Source organism: Niabella yanshanensis (genome assembly GCF_034424215.1).
In the GTDB taxonomy this organism is placed as follows: domain Bacteria; phylum Bacteroidota; class Bacteroidia; order Chitinophagales; family Chitinophagaceae; genus Niabella; species Niabella yanshanensis.
In genome coordinates this window covers 2,570,936-2,589,438 of the sequence record NZ_CP139960.1, presented here as the reverse complement: position 1 = coordinate 2,589,438, position 18,503 = coordinate 2,570,936, and the positions used below count along the sequence as shown (strand labels likewise).

General features: G+C 41.7%; 14 protein-coding genes. 6 read left to right on the top strand and 8 right to left on the bottom strand.

Annotated elements, in window-relative coordinates:
- Positions 1–28: 28 nt before the first annotated feature.
- Positions 29–448, bottom strand: coding sequence for a single-stranded DNA-binding protein (locus U0035_RS10570; RefSeq protein ID WP_245957639.1), 420 nt, complete (start codon positions 446–448; stop codon positions 29–31).
- Between the two features lie 135 nt (positions 449–583).
- Positions 584–1,675 (bottom strand): A/G-specific adenine glycosylase, encoded by a 1,092-nt coding sequence (gene mutY / locus U0035_RS10565; RefSeq protein WP_245957638.1) that lies wholly within the window; start codon positions 1,673–1,675, stop codon positions 584–586.
- 127 nt (positions 1,676–1,802) lie between these two features.
- Here mutY and U0035_RS10560 point away from each other — a divergent pair, with 127 nt between their 5' ends.
- The 3 genes from U0035_RS10560 (at position 1,803) to U0035_RS10550 (ending at position 4,984) form a co-directional block, all read left to right on the top strand.
- A complete protein-coding gene (locus U0035_RS10560) occupies positions 1,803–2,126 on the top strand; it encodes an HU family DNA-binding protein (protein ID WP_114789766.1) in 324 nt (107 codons plus the stop codon).
- Positions 2,127–2,233: 107 nt separating this feature from the next.
- Positions 2,234–3,118 carry a tetratricopeptide repeat protein gene (locus tag U0035_RS10555; protein ID WP_245957637.1) on the top strand — a complete coding sequence of 295 codons (885 nt, stop codon included), beginning with the start codon at positions 2,234–2,236 and terminating at the stop codon, positions 3,116–3,118.
- 318 nt (positions 3,119–3,436) lie between these two features.
- Positions 3,437–4,984, top strand: a complete 1,548-nt coding sequence (locus tag U0035_RS10550) for an Rne/Rng family ribonuclease (protein ID WP_114789765.1) — start codon at positions 3,437–3,439, stop codon at positions 4,982–4,984.
- A gap of 29 nt (positions 4,985–5,013) precedes the next feature.
- On the opposite strand, the gene U0035_RS10545 is transcribed toward U0035_RS10550, so the two are convergent.
- Positions 5,014–5,256 (bottom strand): hypothetical protein, encoded by a 243-nt coding sequence (locus tag U0035_RS10545; protein ID WP_114789764.1) that lies wholly within the window; start codon positions 5,254–5,256, stop codon positions 5,014–5,016.
- A 126-nt stretch (positions 5,257–5,382) separates the two neighbouring features.
- On the opposite strand from U0035_RS10545, the gene U0035_RS10540 reads away from it, so the two are divergent.
- A complete protein-coding gene (locus U0035_RS10540) occupies positions 5,383–6,468 on the top strand; it encodes a glycosyltransferase (protein WP_162817774.1) in 1,086 nt (361 codons plus the stop codon).
- Here the strand turns inward: U0035_RS10540 and U0035_RS10535 are convergent.
- Positions 6,465–7,394, bottom strand: a complete 930-nt coding sequence (locus U0035_RS10535; protein WP_114789762.1) for a DUF3078 domain-containing protein — start codon at positions 7,392–7,394, stop codon at positions 6,465–6,467. The two genes, U0035_RS10540 and U0035_RS10535, sit on opposite strands and share 4 nt — an antisense overlap.
- A gap of 553 nt (positions 7,395–7,947) precedes the next feature.
- On the opposite strand from U0035_RS10535, the gene U0035_RS10530 reads away from it, so the two are divergent.
- A complete protein-coding gene (locus tag U0035_RS10530; RefSeq protein WP_114789761.1) occupies positions 7,948–8,418 on the top strand; it encodes an Lrp/AsnC ligand binding domain-containing protein in 471 nt (156 codons plus the stop codon).
- A gap of 7 nt (positions 8,419–8,425) precedes the next feature.
- Here U0035_RS10530 and ligA read toward each other — a convergent pair whose 3' ends face one another.
- From ligA to U0035_RS10510, 4 genes are all read right to left on the bottom strand, one after another.
- A complete protein-coding gene (gene ligA, locus U0035_RS10525; RefSeq protein WP_114789760.1) occupies positions 8,426–10,540 on the bottom strand; it encodes an NAD-dependent DNA ligase LigA in 2,115 nt (704 codons plus the stop codon).
- A gap of 84 nt (positions 10,541–10,624) precedes the next feature.
- Entirely contained in the window at positions 10,625–13,510 is a 2,886-nt protein-coding gene (locus tag U0035_RS10520) for a peptidase associated domain and porin domain-containing protein (RefSeq protein WP_114789759.1), read from the bottom strand.
- Complete coding sequence (locus U0035_RS10515) at positions 13,510–14,760, bottom strand: 6-bladed beta-propeller (RefSeq protein ID WP_114789758.1); 1,251 nt, start codon at positions 14,758–14,760, stop codon at positions 13,510–13,512. Before U0035_RS10515 ends, U0035_RS10520 begins: the two co-directional genes overlap by 1 nt.
- Positions 14,761–14,884: 124 nt before the next feature.
- Positions 14,885–17,455: an alpha-amylase family glycosyl hydrolase gene (locus U0035_RS10510; RefSeq protein WP_114789757.1), complete on the bottom strand. Its 2,571-nt coding sequence runs from the start codon at positions 17,453–17,455 to the stop codon at positions 14,885–14,887.
- Between the two features lie 247 nt (positions 17,456–17,702).
- Here U0035_RS10510 and U0035_RS10505 point away from each other — a divergent pair, with 247 nt between their 5' ends.
- Positions 17,703–18,440: an NUDIX hydrolase gene (locus tag U0035_RS10505; RefSeq protein WP_245957636.1), complete on the top strand. Its 738-nt coding sequence runs from the start codon at positions 17,703–17,705 to the stop codon at positions 18,438–18,440.
- Positions 18,441–18,503 lie beyond the last annotated feature (63 nt).

Below are 18,503 nucleotides of genomic sequence, written 5' to 3'. Positions count from 1 at the left end.
ATTGGATGCTGTATCCCACCACAATAAATTAAAAGTTAATTGCATCAGGTTCCCCTTCTTCGCCGGAAGCCGGCCCGCCAGGTGCCGGGTCGTCGTGCTCATGCGTTAATCCTTCGGCCTTTTTATCCAGCATGATCAGATTTTCGCCAACTACCTCGGTAATATATTTTTTCACCCCGTCCTTATCTTCCCAGTTCCTGGTGCGCAATCTTCCCTCTATATAAACCAGGCTCGACTTATGTAAAAATTTCTGGGCAAGGTCGGCCAAACCACGCCACAATACTACCGTGTGCCATTCCGTTTGCGATACCAGTTTTCCCGATCTGTCTTTAAAAGTTTCGGTAGTTGCCAAAGGAAATTTGGCAACTGAGATATTCCCCTCCAGTAGCTGTACTTCAGGATCTTTACCTAAGTTACCGATTAGCATTACCCGATTAACCCCTCTCATAATTAATTATTGATTTTTCTTATGTAAGTATGTATTAAGCTATAGTAAACTAAAATTAATTTTTTTTACCCATTCTGAAAAATTAATACACACAGCTTATATTCTTTTAATATTCATTAGAGCTGAGATGGGGAGTTATTCATTTACTAATGCCCTGTTGCTCAAATAATCATTGATGATTTTAGGAAAGGAATAAGCGGATAGCCTGTCCTCGTCAACCCACTCATAATTTCTAAGCGAACCGGGTAATTCGTGCACCCGGCTATTGATAAATATTGCTGTAATGCTTTGATGCGTCAATTTTTGGCGATAAATAACGGGTTCCGCTTTTATAAAGCTCTCCCCGTTGATCCATTTCATCTGCAGCGCTTCAGTAACAGCGCTATCAGTGGTATTTCCCTGGGGTAATTCTATCAACGGGAATTCATGCAGATGCTGCCATATATCCTTATCTAATCGCTCTCTTATGGCAGTTTTACTGCCATGCTGAATAATAAAGAAATAAAAAAATCGGCTTCTTTGTTTGATTTTCTTTTCTTTCACCGGTAGCTGCTGTATTTTGTTACAAGAATAAGCGACACAGTGTTTTTTAAAAATGCAATGGTTACATAAGGGCGCTACCGGCTTGCATATAGTAGCACCAAAGTCCATAATGGCCTGGTTGTACCTGCCCGGTTGTTTTTGATCGAGCAGCTCATTGGCCAGCTGATGAAAATTCTTTTTACCGGTTGTGCTGTCAATCGCTTCTTCAATCCCAAAAACCCGGGCTAAAACCCTGTAAACATTGCCATCTACAACGGCATGGGGCAAATCAAAGGCAAAAGAGGCAATAGCAGATGCCGTATAAGGGCCAACACCTTTGAGACTTAATATATCGTTGTAATTACCCGGAAACACTCCTCCATAGTGTCCAGCGATCATACGGGCGGTAGCAATAAGATTGCGGCAACGCGAATAATAGCCGAGGCCTTCCCATAACTTAAATACTTTTTTCTCGTTTGCCGCTGCTAAATCTTTGATCGTAGGAAAATTATGGAGGAAATTATCATAGTACGCGAGTCCTTGTTCTACCCTTGTCTGTTGTAAAATAATCTCACTTAGCCATACTTTGTAAGCGTCTTTCTCTCCTTTCCAGGGCATTTGGCGGTTATTATCTTTTTCATGCCACTTTAACAACAATTTTGAAAAATTGCTGACTTCCAGTCGTTTATGTGTTAAATTGCTCAAAAGATTTTATTTATTTTTTTTAAAGAAAAAAAATTGGATTAATAATTGTTTATATCTTAGAAGTATTAAGCATAATAAGCTGTTTTACAATTTAATTGAATCGTTAAAATAATATTAATTTTATTCTATGCGAAAAGCGGACTTGGTAAACAAGATATCTGACAAAACCGGCATCCCCAAAGTAGATGTGCTGGTTACACTCGAAACTATGTTTAAAGAGGTTAAAGACACTTTGGCTTCTGGTGAAAACATTTACATTCGTGGTTTCGGCAGCTTTATAACTAAAAAGCGGGCTGCAAAAATTGGCCGCAATATTAAGAAAAATGTAGCGGTACATATCCCCGAACATTATATTCCTGCATTTAAACCAGCGAAGGAGTTTAGCATCGAAGTGAAAAAACTGAAAGAGCCAAAACCAGATGATGGGCCCGGAGAGGACGGCGACGATTAATAAGTTCTAAACAAAGAAGGTAGCTGCCATTGAGTTTTTATCCACTCTTTTTTTAAACAATTTATATAGTATTGGGGTTAACTTTGCAATCCAAATTTTTTTTGATTGTGAAGAAACCTCAATATATAACCATTTTTGTTGCTCTTGCGGCATTGTGTTTGCTGTGGGCATTCGGGAGTATTAAACCCCCGGCTCAGGCTAATGCACATGAAGGCCATCAGCACGAACATGCCGGTCAACCCGGTGAAGGTACTGTTTCAACTTCATCATTTTCAATTGATAGTGCATTAACTGCTGCGAAAGGTACACTTTTGCCAGCGGGTGCTGCCAGGTTAACATCACTTGAATCCACTATTGAGAAGTCGCCGGATCAGGTACAAAAAATACAGGCATTCAGGGCGATTTCCATGTATTGGAAAGACAGTGTAAAAGCCTTCATTCCTTATGCCTGGTATGTTGCTGAAGGGGCAAGGTTGGAAAATTCAGAAAAAAACCTCAATTTTGCAGGCCATTTGTTTTTGAACAACCTGCAGCATGTGGAAAATGGAGAGATGGCAAAGTGGATGGCATTGCAGGCAAAGGATTTGTTCGAGAGGTCTTTAAAGCTAAATCCTGATAACGACTCGGCGAAAGTAGGGTTGGGCTCAACTTACATGTTTGGAGGTATCTCCAATGCTCCCATGGAAGGGATTGCCAAGATCAGGGAAGTAGTGGCTAAGGACAGCACTAATTTATATGCGCAAATGACATTGGCGATGGGTTCGCTCATGAGTGGGCAAACTGACAAAGCCAAAGAGCGTCTTGAAACAATAATCAGGCTTGACTCAAAAAACCTGCAGGCATTATTGCTGCTGGCAGACATTTACGAGAAGCAGGATAAGAAACAAGAAGCCATAAGATATTATCAGAAAGCATTACCGCTGGCAACAGAGCATACGGAAATGAGGGCTGAGCTTCAAAAAAGGATTGATGCTTTAAAAAAGCAGAATTAACTATTATATTAACAATATTAAAATTATTTAACTATGCCTTGTGGTAAAAAAAGAAAACGTCATAAAATTGCAACTCATAAGCGCAAAAAAAGACTTAGAAAAAACCGCCATAAAAAGAAATAAGTTTTCTTTTATTAAAATATATTCTACATACAACCCCGTAGTTTATTTGCGGGGTTTTATGTAATATATTTATTTTAGCTGCTGCTTTATCGTTATATGCATTTCCATCCTTAATGCCATATACTTACTGCCTGCATGTTTAACCGGTAAAGCTGATCAGAATTACTTTTAAGGCATAGCACACGTTCATATGCAATGAATAAAGAAATTGTAATTAATGCCGCTCCAACTGGTGTTGAAATTGCTTTGTTAGAAGATAAGAAGCTGGTGGAGTTGCATAGCGAAAAAAGCGATGGCCGCTTTGCCGTGGGTGATTTATACCTGGGTAAAGTGAAGAGGCTGATGCCCGGGCTTAATGCCGCTTTTATAGATGTAGGCTTTGAAAAAGACGCATTTTTGCATTATACCGACCTAAGCCCTTATGCAAAATCGTTATTAAAGTTTACTAATATGGCTATGGCAGCCACAGATGCCAACCCTGTAGACTTTTCAAAATTCAGCGTTGAACCGGAAATTGTAAAAACCGGTAAGATCAGCGAGGTGCTGGGTGGTAAACCCCATGTGCTGGTTCAGATATTGAAAGAGCCCATTGCGGCCAAAGGCCCCCGGCTTAGCTGTGAACTTTCTTTACCGGGCAGATTTGTTGTAATCACGCCCTTCAATAATATTGTAGCAGTATCTAAGAAAATTCACTCTTCGGAAGAAAGGAAAAGACTGCAGAAGATAATTGAAGCCGTTAAGCCAAAGAACTTTGGTGTAATTGTAAGAACTGCAGCGGAGGGAAAAAATACAGCAGAACTCTATGAAGACCTCGGGAACCTGGTCAATATCTGGAACACGGTTCAGCAAAATCTGAGGGGAGCAGTAGCGCCTACCAAGATTTTCAGCGAGCAGAATAAGACTAACAGTATCTTAAGAGATCTTTTAAGCGCAGATTATAACCGTATTGTTACCAACGACAAGAATATCTACAACGAAACCAAAAACTATATCCAGAAAATTGCGCCCGAGAAAGCGGAGATCGTGAACCAGGCGCAGGGTAATGTTTTTGATATTTTAGGTATTACCAAGCAGGTAAAAGGATCTTTTGGGAAAACGGTTACTTTAAACAGTGGCGCTTATCTCATTATAGAGCATACTGAAGCCCTACACGTTGTTGATGTAAACAGCGGCTATAAAAACGTGGGGAATAACCAGGAACAAAATGCACTGGAAACCAACCTGGAGGCTGCTGCTGAAATTGCCCGGCAATTAAGGTTGAGAGATATCGGAGGAATCATCGTAGTGGATTTCATCGATATGAAACTTGCCGAAAATAAGAAGAAGCTTTTTGATACAATGGAGGAAGTAATGCAGGCCGACAGGGCAAAGCATTCGGTATTACCCATCTCCAAGTTTGGATTGATGCAGATTACCCGGCAGCGCATGCGTCCCGAAGTAAACATCAACACCCAGGAGGTATGTCCCAGCTGTAATGGTAGCGGCAAAATAACCTCAACACTGGTATTGGAGGACGAGATCGAAAAGAACCTCAACTATCTTATCACACACAAGCATAAAAATCTCAAACTCATCGTACATCCTATTGTATATGGATATTTAACAAAGGGTTTATGGTGGAGCAGTAAGTTGTCTAAGTGGAATAAAAAATTTGGGCAGAAAACCAGAATAGAAAAAGATACAGCTTACCAGCTGACCGAATACCACTTCTTCGATTCGAACGAAGAAGAAATTAAGTTTTAAATTAAAAAGCTCCGGAAGTCCGGAGCTTTTTAATTTTTATTCAGCAAAAACCGGAACGGTTTTAAACGCTCATTTTTTACTGCGGATAATATTTTTCTTTTACTGGAGGTAATCCGGTTCCTGTTTACCAATTCATGGGCCCGGCAAAAGCCCTCCCTGTTTTCTACGCATGCAATTACATAGTTCAGACATTCCACCTGGGTATCGATCGAACGGGGTTGGATGGCATCATCTTTAATGACCAAAATAATATCTCTGCGATATTTACTCACTTTGCGGCAAACTAAAATCTGTAATAGTAAATTTACTTTATTTTACAATCAGATCAAACAAAAGGTTCACTATCTGACATATTTTTAGCAATATCTATGCCTTTTCCCCGGAAATTAAGAATATTAGTGGCTCCACTAGACTGGGGACTGGGACATACCACGCGGTGTATCCCTGTTATTAAAGCGTTGCTTCAACACGATGCAGAGGTGATTATTGCAGGAAACGAAGTACAGGAGAAAGTGTTGACAGCCGAATTCCCCGATTGTAAATTTTTATTCCTGGGGGGATATGGTGTGGCGTATAGCAATACCAGGAAGGGCTTTGTGTGGAAGATGATGCAGCAGTTGCCGCGCATCAGTTCTGCGGTACAGCGCGAAAATAAGTGGTTACAGGAAGTACTAATCCGCGAACCTATTGACGGTGTCATCAGCGATAACCGTTTTGGCTTGTACACCTCCCAAGTACCCTGTGTTTTCATCACCCATCAATTACGCATACAAACAGGATTGGGAAAGCTGGCTGACGACATCGCGCAGCAGGTTAATTACAGGTATATGAACCGTTTTAACCAGGTTTGGGTACCTGATTTTCATGGACCTCAAAATCTTGCAGGTGTATTATCGCATCCGCCTTCGATGCCCCCTACGAAAGTCTCTTATGTGGGACCCTTAACCAGGATGGCGCACCGGTCTCCTGTAAATGATGCCGGCAATATTCTTTTCATCTTTTCAGGTCCTGAGCCACAAAGAAGTCTTTTTGAACAGAAAGTTATTGCGCAATTAGGCGGTGTAAAGCAGCAGGTTACCATCGTCCGGGGTAAACCATTGCAGGAAGACCCTCCCTTGATCAAGAATGCAATTATCTATAATCATTTACCCGGCAATGAAATGGAATCCCTGATGCGCTCTGCAGCATTAATTGTATGCAGAAGCGGGTATAGCTCTGTCATGGATATTAATGCCTTAGGACAGAAATCTGTTTTAATACCTACGCCTGGTCAAACCGAGCAGGAGTACCTGGCAAACTACCTGGAGCAAAATAAATTTGCTGTAAAAGGTAGTCAGGGCAATTTTGATCTTCAGGACCTGCTCCAAAAAGCAGCCGGCTTCTGCTACGATGGTTTTATTAACCACGATGATTGGCTTTTGACAAAAGTGGTCGCTGGTTTTTTAGATAACTGCCGGGAGGAACTCATCAGAAAAAAAAATTAAAACTTTACCAGGAAGCCCAGTCCCAGCATTGATTTTATCTGGGCTGCCGGAGATTCGTTGTTGGCGCCGAATAACCTCACATCATCGTCATAGATCATATCTAGACTATAGGTGAGTGTCAGGTATTTCGTCAGCTTCATGTTGATCATGTTAGTCCAGTAAAGGTCTACATTTTTAGGTTTTTCCAGGTAGTTGGCATATAGATCCAGGCGGCTTCTATAAGAAAACATTTTATTGACTTCTTTGAAATAATTCAACGAAGCGAAAGCTCCGAATTCTGTTTTCGCATGTCTGCCGGTATCCACCCCGTAGGCACCTACACTTGAAAGAGAATCATTTCTTACAATGGTCCATCTCACCGTAGCGGGAGACAGAAAAACAGAAAAATCTTTATTCGGTTTCCATTCGAGGCCGGGGCTTAACAATACATAGGCAGGCGATAGAAAATTAGAACTAAAAGTGCGGTTGCCGTCATTGTCGTAGGTATATCCTTTAAACATCTGCGATCTGAAATTGAATAAGGCGCCGGCATTCCATTTTTCTCCGATCGCATACCCGTATTTGGACACCAGGTCAATTCTGTCATCGTTCTTTCTGCTTCCCAGCGATGTGGTATTCATGTAACCCAGGTTGATATCAAGCGTATTGTCCCAGGAGTGTTTATTTTTTTTATAAAAAGCATAAGTACTAAGGTTGCCATTAAGGGCAAGGGAAAATTTATCACCACCCGCAGCCCAGTTGCTCAGCGAACCCTGCGCAGCGTTCAGTCCTATAAAGCCACCCATTTTCCAGGTTTTGGTAGTCGTATCGTTGGGGTCTTTGTTGATTTGTCGCTCAGAATCTTTTTTTAAGTTTTTTACGGTCTCGTCCTGGGCCAGAACCGTTAAGCTGCTTAAAAGAGCAACCATAAATAGTATTTTTTTCATATTTGTTTTGCGTTGGTTACAAAAATAAGTATCTCCCTCTTAAAGGTTTGTAGGAAATTAATTTTATATTTGGTTACTGTGGCGTAATGAAAATAAGCAGGGGAACTAAGCAAATGCAACAACTATTACGGCTAAGCCAAATTGAACGCTTTATGACTTGAGATGCTAGCGGTATCTTCATTCTCAAAAGTTGGCAATAAAAAAACCTCCGCCAGCGGCGAAGGTTTAATATGCTGTAGGGGGAGGGGTCGAACCTCCACGAGGCGGTTAGCCGCAACACAAAGTTAGTGGTCAATCCTGGTCGGCCTGACGGTCGGCTCTATGTTGTGTTTATTCCGTGATCCTCACCCTCGAGACAAGAGGGCATGTCTGCCAAAAATTTCATCACCCCACAATTTTGAAGAACTTTGCCTTATTATCAGGCGTTGTTAGAACAAAAATAAAGATAAATGGGTCTTCGTTCCAAATATTTTAATATTATTTTTTAAAATATAGTAATTATTCAATAAATTGCACATAGCATTAGATTATATCAAATTAAAGCTGCTTAAATATGAATTCTAAATTAAATCTAGATAAGCTCGATTTGCAGATCATTGAGCATATGATGGACGATGCGGAGATCTCTTATGCTGACCTGGGTAAGAAGTTATTTGTGTCGGGAGGCACCATCCACGTACGTATTAAAAAGCTGCAAAAAGATGGGGTGGTAAAGGGCACACGCTTAAATCCAGACCTGAAGCTTTTGGGTTACGATGTAATTGCTTTTATCGGTATTTACCTGAGAGAGAGCTCCTTATATGATTCGGTCGCCAAGGAACTTCATAAGATCAGTGAAATTGTGCGTTTGAATTATACCACGGGTAACTACAGCATGTTTGCTGAAATCGTATGTAAAGATATCTCGGAGTTAAGAGATGTATTACACGAAAAGTTACAAAAAATAAAAGGTATTGAGCGAACGGAAACCTTTATATCGCTGGAAGAAAGCTTTTCGAGAAGTGTCAAAGTATTAGACCAGTAACCGGTTTTTACAAACCGTTGTTTTCTACAGCGATCATCTTTAAAAACTCAGCTTCGCTGATAATTTTCACCGTATTTAATTTTTTGGCTTTATCCAGTTTGCTGCCGGCGTCTTCACCTACTACCAGGTAGTTTAGTTTCGCGCTGACACCTCCCAGTATTTTTCCGCCTTTGGCTTCTGCCATTTCTTCGGCTTCACTCCTTTTCAATGTAGGAAGTGTACCGGTAAATAAAAAAGTGACACCTTCCAGCTGACCGCCGCCATGCATCTCCTTACTGCTGTTATTGAGCTGAATACCCAGGTCTTCCAGTTCCTGCAGCATGTTGATATTATCGGCATTGCTAAAAAAGTCAACAATACTGCCGGCTACTTTAGGACCAATATCTTCCAGTTCCTGTAACGCCTCTTGTGAGAAATTCCTGAGGTCTAACAGGTGACTCACTTTCTGGGCCAATACCTTGGCAGTAGTTTCCCCCACAAACCGGATACCCAGGGCAAAGATGAGCCGGTGCAGGGGCTGCTGTTTACTTTGCTGTATGGCTTCCTGTAGCTTTTCAATTGATTTAGCGCCAAAGCCTTCCAGCTTTCCAATTGCTTCAAAGTTCAGCTTATAAATACCCGGAATATCTTTTAGTAAACCCAATTCATAAAACTTCCTGATATTAGCTTCGCCAAATCCTTTGATATCCAGTGCGTTTTTACTCACGTAATGAATCATGCGCTCCACCACCTGGGCAGGACATTCAATATTGATACAGCGCCAGGCGGCTTCTCCTTCTTCTTTAAAAAGCTGGCTGGCACAAATAGGGCAGCCCTGCGGAAATGCTATTTTGGTTTCTGTGCCGGTACGTAATTCGGCCAGGGGTTTAACAATGTAAGGAATTACATCGCCTGCACGTTCTACTAATACCGTATCGCCTATCATCAGGTCTTTCTCACGTATCACATCTTCATTAAATAAGGAGATGGAGCTTACCGTAACCCCACCAATATATACAGGCTCTATTTTCGCGACGGGCGTAATGGAGCCGGTACGTCCCACCTGGAAATCTACATTCAGTAATTTACTGGTGCCCTGCCGGGCCTTGAATTTAAAGGCCATGGCCCAGCGTGGATGATGGGAGGTCATACCTAATTGATCCTGCAGATCAAAATCGTTAACCTTAATCACCATGCCGTCAATTTCATAAGGCAGATCATCCCGTTTGTCTTCAAATTCCAGGCAATAGGTAACTACCGCATCTATTCCATCAAATACCCTCATTTCCTTAACCGGGCTTCTGAAACCCAGGTCCCACAATAGTTTCAGGGAACCGGCATGTGTAGTGAGCTCTTCAGGTATTTCTTTTCCGGGCAATAAAGTGTAATCGCTGATATGGTAAACAAAAGCTTCCAGGTTTCTTCTTCTTACTTCAGCCGGGTCCTTTATGCGTAGAGTGCCTGCGGCGGCGTTACGCGGATTGGCTAAAGGCGCCAGGCCTTTTTCAACCAGTGCATCATTATATTTTTTGAAACTGTTTTTGTTCATCAGCACCTCGCCGCGAATTTCAACCTGTTGCAGGCCGTAATCACTAAAACGGGCTGAAAGCGGCAACGTACGGATTTGTTTTACATTGGTGGTAACATCATCTCCCGCTACGCCATTGCCGCGCGTAGCCCCGCGAACTAATAAGTCATTTTCATAAATAAGGGAAATACTGCCACCGTCAAACTTAGGTTCTACACAGTAGGCGATGGTATCCAATTTAGATAGTTGCCTGGCTTTCCTGTCAAAGTCCTTCAGATCGGCTTCATTATAAGAGTTGTCCAGCGACAACATCGGCACCAGGTGCTGTACGGTTACGAAATTACCGGTCAGCTCTTTGGCAACTCTTTGCGTGGGCGAATCTTTAGTGATCCAGTCCTGATGAGCTTGTTCCGTTCTTTCCAGCAATTTAAATAGCTGGTCATACTCTCCGTCTGCAATCAACGGGTCGCTCAAAACATAATACCGGTATTCATGAAAACGCAATGCCTGGCGCAGTTGTTCGGTGCTGTCCGGGGAGGCAAGCGTTTCAGGAGTATCTTTTAAAAGTGCCTGCGTATTTTCCTGCAGGGCAATGGTAGTTTCTTTGCTGTACATATAAACGGATAAAAAGCGATTAAAAGTAAAGTTTTTAATGCACAGTAAAAAGCCGTCCTGTGAAAGACGGCTTGGGTAAAAAATTTAGCGAACAATCATAATGGCGCCAGGCGGTGGGGGCGGGGCTCCCGATCTTCCGCCAAACTTCCTGGGATAGTAAGAGAAGGTAACCATAAAATACTGCTGCAGGCCATTGGTAATGGTAGTGGTTGCCGAGTTTTCCCGGACAAAGTTGGTGATATTTTTATTTTGTCTTAACAGATCAAAAGCGGATAATTTTAATTCAGCTTTTTGCTGCATAAAGCGATAAATGGCATTGGCATTCCAGATGTTTACTTTTACCGAATTACCGTTCGCTGCTATATTATTCTGATAGTTCAGAGAGGTGTTCAATGTCAGTTCCTTAGTTATAAAATAATTGATGTTACCAGTAGTGGTATAATTTCGTATCACCGAGCTAATGCGGTTAGCGCTTTGTTGCACACTTCTGTTGGTGGCAATGGTTTCCCCGATCGTAATATTGAATTTGTCGATCAGGCTGTAAGTAGCGCTCAGGTTGTTTGATATAGAATTATTGGTAGATGTAGAGCTAACTGAATTAATAAAACCAGGGCGTTCGTTGGTAGACAAATTAAGCCTGTAAGAAAAATTAAGGCTACTTAATTTAGTGAGGTTGGTGGAGAACCGCGTACTGAAGTTCCCACTAACTGCTCTTTGATGAGCTACATTGATCAGGTAACGAATGCTTCTTCCTGAACTATCATAAACAAGATTATCACTTACCGCATTGGCTGTATTATTGTAATTGAGGCCTATGCTGGCGCCGTAATTGCTCTTGGTGTTCATTTTGGACCTGTTGATATCAAAGTTCCAGTTACCATAAGTATTGGTTGAGGCTTTAAGGTTAGGATTACCCGCTATAATATTATACCGGTTGGTACTGTCCACCAGCGGATACAGCTGATCAATAGATGCGGGTGTTTGCTGAATATTGGCCCACAAATAAGAATTCATTCTATAGGCGTTATTCTTGGTATAACTGAAATTCATATTCAGGTTGGGCGTAAATGCCGTGAAGTTCCTGTCGATGTTACGAAACAAAAAGCTCGATTCATTCTTTTGATTCAGGAACTGGTATTTTAACTCTACGCCCATTGAGAACCAGTAATTGTATTTTTCCCACACCGATTTATTGATGGATTTCCTGAAGCTCAATCCCGGTTTATAGGAGAAGTTGGTGAGTATATTGTTATTGGTCAGGAGCTCATTTTGCTGGTATAAATTGTTGAGGGTATCCAGGTCTGAAACCCTTGAGTCCATCTCGCTTCTGCTGATGCTGATATCATTGGCCAGGGATACATCTATATTAAAGAAATTATAAATGCCAAATATCAGGCTTTTGAAACCATCGTAGTTGAGAGTTAGGCTGGCATTATAATTACGGTTAAGCGTATTGTACTTTCTGTCAATCAGGTCTGAAGGAATCGTATCAATATAAGACAGGAACCGGCTTACGGTATTGCTGTTACTACTGGAGTTGTTATAACCACCATTGAAAAATAACATAAAATTTTTCCTGGGATCCTGTAGCTGCCCGGCATCATTGGAACGTATAAAACCAAACATATTCAGGTTGTCGTTAACGGTAGTAGACCGGTTGCGGTTAAGGGCAGTACTGATAGCCGTCGAGTCATTTTTGAAAACATTGGTCGTAGATTCATTTTCGCTGGTCGTAAACTGGTTGGTATAGTTGGCCGTGAGGTTTACAAAATTGCCAAATTGTTTTCGGTTCTCATACATGAATTTCACATTGTTACTGGTGTTATTATTCATGCCTCTGCTCTCGCCAATATTCGATAGTTTATAGCTGCTATTATTTTGGGTGATATTCTGAATGTTAGTAGTATTAGTCAATACGTTTTTCAAAGTATTCAGGTAACCATAGTCTGCCGACATACGATTGTAAAACTGGGAATTATCCGATTCGGAAAAGCTATGCTGTATTTTGGCATTGGCATAGGTGCGCCTGGTGATACCATCAGCGCCGCCGCCGCGGCCGCCAAAAAATACCCGGAAGTTTGATTTGAACGTATTTTCCAGGAAGGCATTTTCGCCTGTGCCTTCCTCTTTATTAATGTTATTAATCCCCGCTGCAATGCCCGCCTGCGTTCGTTTATTATAAAACTGCATCACGCCGTCTCCGGTATAACGGTCATCGGTTCCATAGCCTGCCCCGATTTTTCCAAACATACCTTTTTTCTTATCGGCTTTTAGCTTGATGTTCATGGCATACAAGGAATCTGTCTTTTCTTCAGACTGCTGTACTTTCGACAGATCTTTCTCCTGGTACAATTGGATTTTTTCGATAGCATTTTTGGGCAGGTTCTGGGTAGCGGTTTGGGCCGCTCCACCAAAGAAGGGCTTTCCGTCTACATACACTTTTTCCAGCTTACGGCCATTCATAGTGATCGTTCCGTCGCCCCAGACTGTCAACCCCGGTACCCGCATCAACATGTCTTCTACTACCGCATTTGAGTCTAATTTAAAAGCGTCAGGATTGATCTCAAGGGTATCTCCATTCATTCTTATGGGCTGAACGGCTTTTACCACTACTTCATCCATTTCATTTTCTGCTTTTTGGAAGAGGAATAATTTTTTAAAATCAGTGCTCAGATTTAAACTGTCGAGCAACAAATTTTTGATTACCGGCCGGTACCCTGTATGGGATACGATCATATACAACGGTACCTTGGGCGGCAGGTTTTTAATATCAAATTCGCCGGATGTATTGCTGAGCTGAAACTCTACAATGCTGGAATCTGATTGTTTGTAAACCGATATGGATGCAGATTGTAAGGCATAATCATTAATAGAATCATAAATGGTGCCCTTAATGGCTCCCGTTATTTTTTGAGCCATCAACACCGTTGGAAACAGGGCTACCAGGCATAGCAGTAAAAAAGTTCTCATTATTTAGCGGTTGATGGTTTTATTTTTAATTTAATTATGATAGCGTTGTCGAACTTATCAAGCCGTGACAGCAGGTCTTTTGTTTTTGCAGGCAGGCTGTTGTTTTGAGCTATTAGTTTCTGCTTTTCTTTCAGCAGATCGGCGCTGGAAATCCTGGTGTAAACATACTCTTCATCCTGCTCTGTAATGGATGAAAAAATCTTAGGCGGTAAATTATAAACAACGCTGTCGGTGGTTATCTTTCCCAGGTCGTATAGTTTATTATCGATGGTGTTAAACAGGTAGTTTTTTTGCGCATAATTAACCGCTCTGGCAGAGAAAAACAGCAGGTGCTTATGTTCTAACAGGTTATTCAAACCAGATATGACTTTGTTATTTTTATTTACAGCAGCATTATGTTCAATATTGTTTCGAAACATGGTTGACTGGAAATCTCCGGTCATGGTCTGGTCGGCGGGGAAAACAAATTTGTATTCCAGGTAAAGCGAGTCGGGTGTGAGCCTGTAAATGGTATTATCAAATTGTTTTTGAATCAGCAGCGAGTTGTCATCTATTGTATTGTTAACAGAAAAACTAACATTGGAGTAGTAGGGAGGTAGTTTGGGAAGATTGATAAAAGGGAAATAAGATTTTACGATTTGGTTACCCTTAATCAGGTCCAGGTGATAATCGATCGTATCTTTTAAGTATTTGTTGTACCGGCTGCTTACCGAAAGATAGTAACCATTTAAATAGAAAATATTATTAAGTGCATAACGGGGTGTGGTCAGACTTTCAACCCGGTAATTTGCTGCTTGATCAAGATGCAATAATTCAAGGCTGGTATATTTGGAAAAGTCTGTTCTGGCAGATTTTTCTATCATTTGCTGCGCTTTTAGCTCAGGTATCGTATAGTTTTTATTAAGGGCTTTAATAAAAAGCGCATTTTTAGAAGCAACATATTGAACACCTGTTATCCGGTACTTTTTTTTCTTGTATTTGTACAGGAACTTTCCCTGCTTGTCAAAAATGAGTACAGCGTTGGCTATATTATCAAGAAGTACAAAATGATGAGGAGTTACCAAAAAGTTCTGCACATTATTAAAACTGCTGGCTTTAGTAGTTTCCAGGGGTATCAGTTCGGCTTCAGAAAATATTACGGAAGCCTTGAAGCCCAGGGCATTTTCGGGATTGAGGTATAGTGCTTTGTCCTGCCCCCATAAAAACACAGGACAGATGGCCAGGCAAGCGAACCAGGTCAATATTCTCATAAACTATTTTGCAGCAAGATAAATATCTTAACCGATCTACGAATATTTCGTAATCGTTTTAACGTATTATTATGAAATATGCGCCCCGGAGAGTGGCGCATTGATTAACAGATGGATTATTGTACTATTGAAGAAGTGCTTTAGAGAAAATATGATATTCACCCGGGGCAAGCGCGGCTGTATAATGGCTGCCTGTAAGTGAAACGGTGCTGTTATGAGCCACATCATACCAGGTTCCGGCAGCGCCAATATCTACAGATGCTGGTTGGGTATTAACGTCAAAATTTCCCACAACCACAACCGTGTTGGCTCCCTCAGTTAATTTAATATATTTCACGGCGCCGGTAAGGTTGGAAACAATATTGTTACTTTTAAAAATGCTGTTATTCTTTTTCAAAGCAATGAACCTGGCAAACGCATTTTTTAATGCCAGCCTGGCCGCCTGTTTATTATAATCCCATAAAAGGGGTTTTTCCCCGGTACGCCCGTTATGATCAATAGATATATCATAGCCTAACTCCCCAAATTGCCAGATCATTTTGGGTCCCGGCATAGTGAACAGAAATGCTGCGCAGAGTTCCTGCCTTTTTAAAGCGGTATTCAGATCTTTTATATTATAGTTTCCCGCTGCATTTCCAAACTGCAGGTTTTTATACATCATGCGTTCCTCGTCATGACTTTCCATATAACTTACCAGACCATCCGCCTGGCTAAAGCCATGTGTAGTAAATATACCGCGATTCAAATCCGAGTTTGTCAGCCATCCCATGCTGGCTTCCGTAAAAGAATGGTTTAGGTTATTCCAAAGCATCATGCCTTCGGCAGCCAGCACTTTTTCTTCTTCATCGCTGCACAGGTGCTCCAGTATAACGTATGCATTGGGATCAATAGATCTGATGTAATTATTGTAATCTTTCAGGATCGCAATCCTGCTATCGTCTTTCGCGCTCATGGCGGCATCGGTGGCTGTGATTTTTTGTGTGAATCCTTTGGTGAAATCAAAGCGATAACCGTCTATCCTGTATTCCTGCATCCAGTACTTCAGTACGTCTTTGACAAAATTTCTTGTAGCCATGCTTTCGTGGTTAAAATCGTTACCGAATTTTATAGCACTATGCGGAGCTGTAGCATTAAACCAGGGATTGTTGGCGGCCGGCCTGCTGTTAGCGGCATCCCAATATAATTGCACCATGGGCGACTGGCCTTCGGCATGATTAAAAACAACATCCAGTATTACTGCAATACCTTTGGCATGACAGGCGTCTACAAAGGCCTGCAGCATTTGTTTGCTGCCATAATACTTATCCAGCGCGAAATAGAAGGAGGGATTATATCCCCAACTGTTATTGCCTTCAAATTCGTTCACAGGTAATAATTCAATAGCATTTACACCCAACTGGCTTAAATAGTTAACAGTGTCCTTTAAGACCTGGTAGTTGTTGGTTCCCAGGAAATCGCGTAAAAGCAATTCGTAAATCACCAGGTCATTTTTTGCGGGCCGGCTGATAGTGGGATGCGTCCAGCTATACGATGCCTGGCTGGCTTTCATGGTGCTGACGATGCCGGTTGTTTTGCCGGCTGGATATATGCCAAAGTTGGCATAGTTGGCTGCCGGTATATATGGATCATGGTTAGGGTCCAACACTTTCTCAGTATAAGGGTCCGCAATTTTAATGGTTCCATCTACCCAGAACTGGTAAGCGTATTCTGTATTGGGATTCAGCCCATCTACCTGGAGCCACCAGGTATTGCCGTCTGCAGTACGTTTCATATAACCGTTGGCGGTTGCGGTCCAGTTATTAAAATCCCCGATTGCATATACATAGTTTTTTTGTGGTGCATATAAAGCCAATATAGCGGAGCTGCCATTATTTAAAAAGGTTATGCCATTGGGTTTGGCGCCTGCCGGTAAGGCTGCGGTGGTGACTGCGCCGCCTGCGGTAAGCTTAAAAGATTCCTGTACCGAGCCATTAGCAATTATTTTTATGACCTGTTCACCGATTGCGGTGATGGTTGCCTTCCCCGTAATCTGTGTGGCATTGGCAGCGTTGGCAAACTCAACATCGTTGAGCGTAAGTTTCAGGTTGACAGGCTGCGAGGCTACCCCGCTTATTTCCAGTTCTTGTCCTACGGTAATATTGGTTTGAATCGGCGATGGCTTTGAAGTGGGAGCCATTTCCGGGCGCAAAAAACGTACATTTAAACCATTGCTATAAATGGGAAGATAGATATCGGTTCCATCTGCATTACGGGCAACCATGCTGGCATCTGTATTTTTAAAAAGCATAGCTATTTTTAGTATTTGTTCTCCCGCAGGAACGCCGAAAAAAGTTTGTGGTGTGATAGTAATCGAGTAGCTACCGTTAGCCTGGCGATTCATTTTTGAAGCGGGGTCGGCGGTGTTGAAATCAGCTTTTACATACTTCCAGCTACCATTGCTGCTATTGGTAACTACGCCCCAGTGAATATAAACATCCCCGGTATTGGCACTCAATGCAGCATTCCCTTTGGCAGGGTTGAATGTGATAGTAAGAGCTTCGTTAGCACCCGGAAAATTTTTATCGGTAGTCACCAGGCCGATTTGTACGATGGGTTTTGTTACCGGTGGCTCCGGTTCGGGTGGTTCGTTAGGATTTGTTTTTTTGCATCCCAGGCTGATTGCTAAAAGGAGGATGGGCAATAGAAATCGTTTCATCTGTTTATTTTTTTAATGCTGATGGTCAGATACTGTCTGTTAGCAGCAGTAAATGCATCAGCGCATCATTATCTGCGATAAGCATTGATTTTATTCGCTACTCAGCAAGAACATCTGTGGCAAAGCAATAAGTGTATTAATGTGTATCTAATACACAAATGTAGGGAAGTTTTTAAATAGCTGCTTATTTTGGGCAGGAAAAGAATTTTTGTATAGTTTGCCTTATTAGGAAAATTATATTAGGTTTGTGTATATAGAACACATTGTAAAAGCCATGACGAATAATCCCCTGTTAAAAAGTGCAGCTGTAGAGAAAAGTAGCCACCTGGAGTATTTCAATATTGCGGTGTCGGTAGACTGTGTGATTTTCGGTTACGAAGACAAGGAGCTGAAGGTATTATTAATACAGTCGGATTTAGAAGAGTTTTCAGGATTATATTCTTTATTAGGAGACCTGGTAAAACCAGATGAGGATCTCGATGCTGCGTCTTACCGGGTGTTGAAGGACCGTACTGGTTTGGATGATGTGTTTTTGCAGCAGGTGCATACATTTGGAAGTGTAAACCGTCACCCATCGGGGCGGGTAGTAAGTACCGCTTATTATTCCCTGGTAGATATTAACAGCCACAAGCTGAATATTGATAGTAATGATTTGCACTGGCATGCTGTTAAGGGGATTAAGAAGCTGGCCTTTGACCATAAGCAGATCATTGATACCTGTATTAAAATGTTGCGGGAGCAGATCATGGAACACCCGGTAGTGCACAACCTGCTACCGGAAAAATTTTCGCTGCGTGCCTTGCAGGAATTATATGAAGCCATTTTAGGAACACCATTGGACCGCAGGAATTTCAGGAAAAAGATTGCTTTAAAGAGTTGGCTATCAGAATTAGATGAGCTCGAGGAGGATGTGACACACCGGCCAGGCAAGCTGCACAAATTCAAGACCAAAGCCGTAAAATCTGCCGTTTCAAAAAAGGGATAAAATTTTTTTTTGACTATGTGTACTTAATACACATAAGTATTCCTACCTTTGTTTTCGTATCGA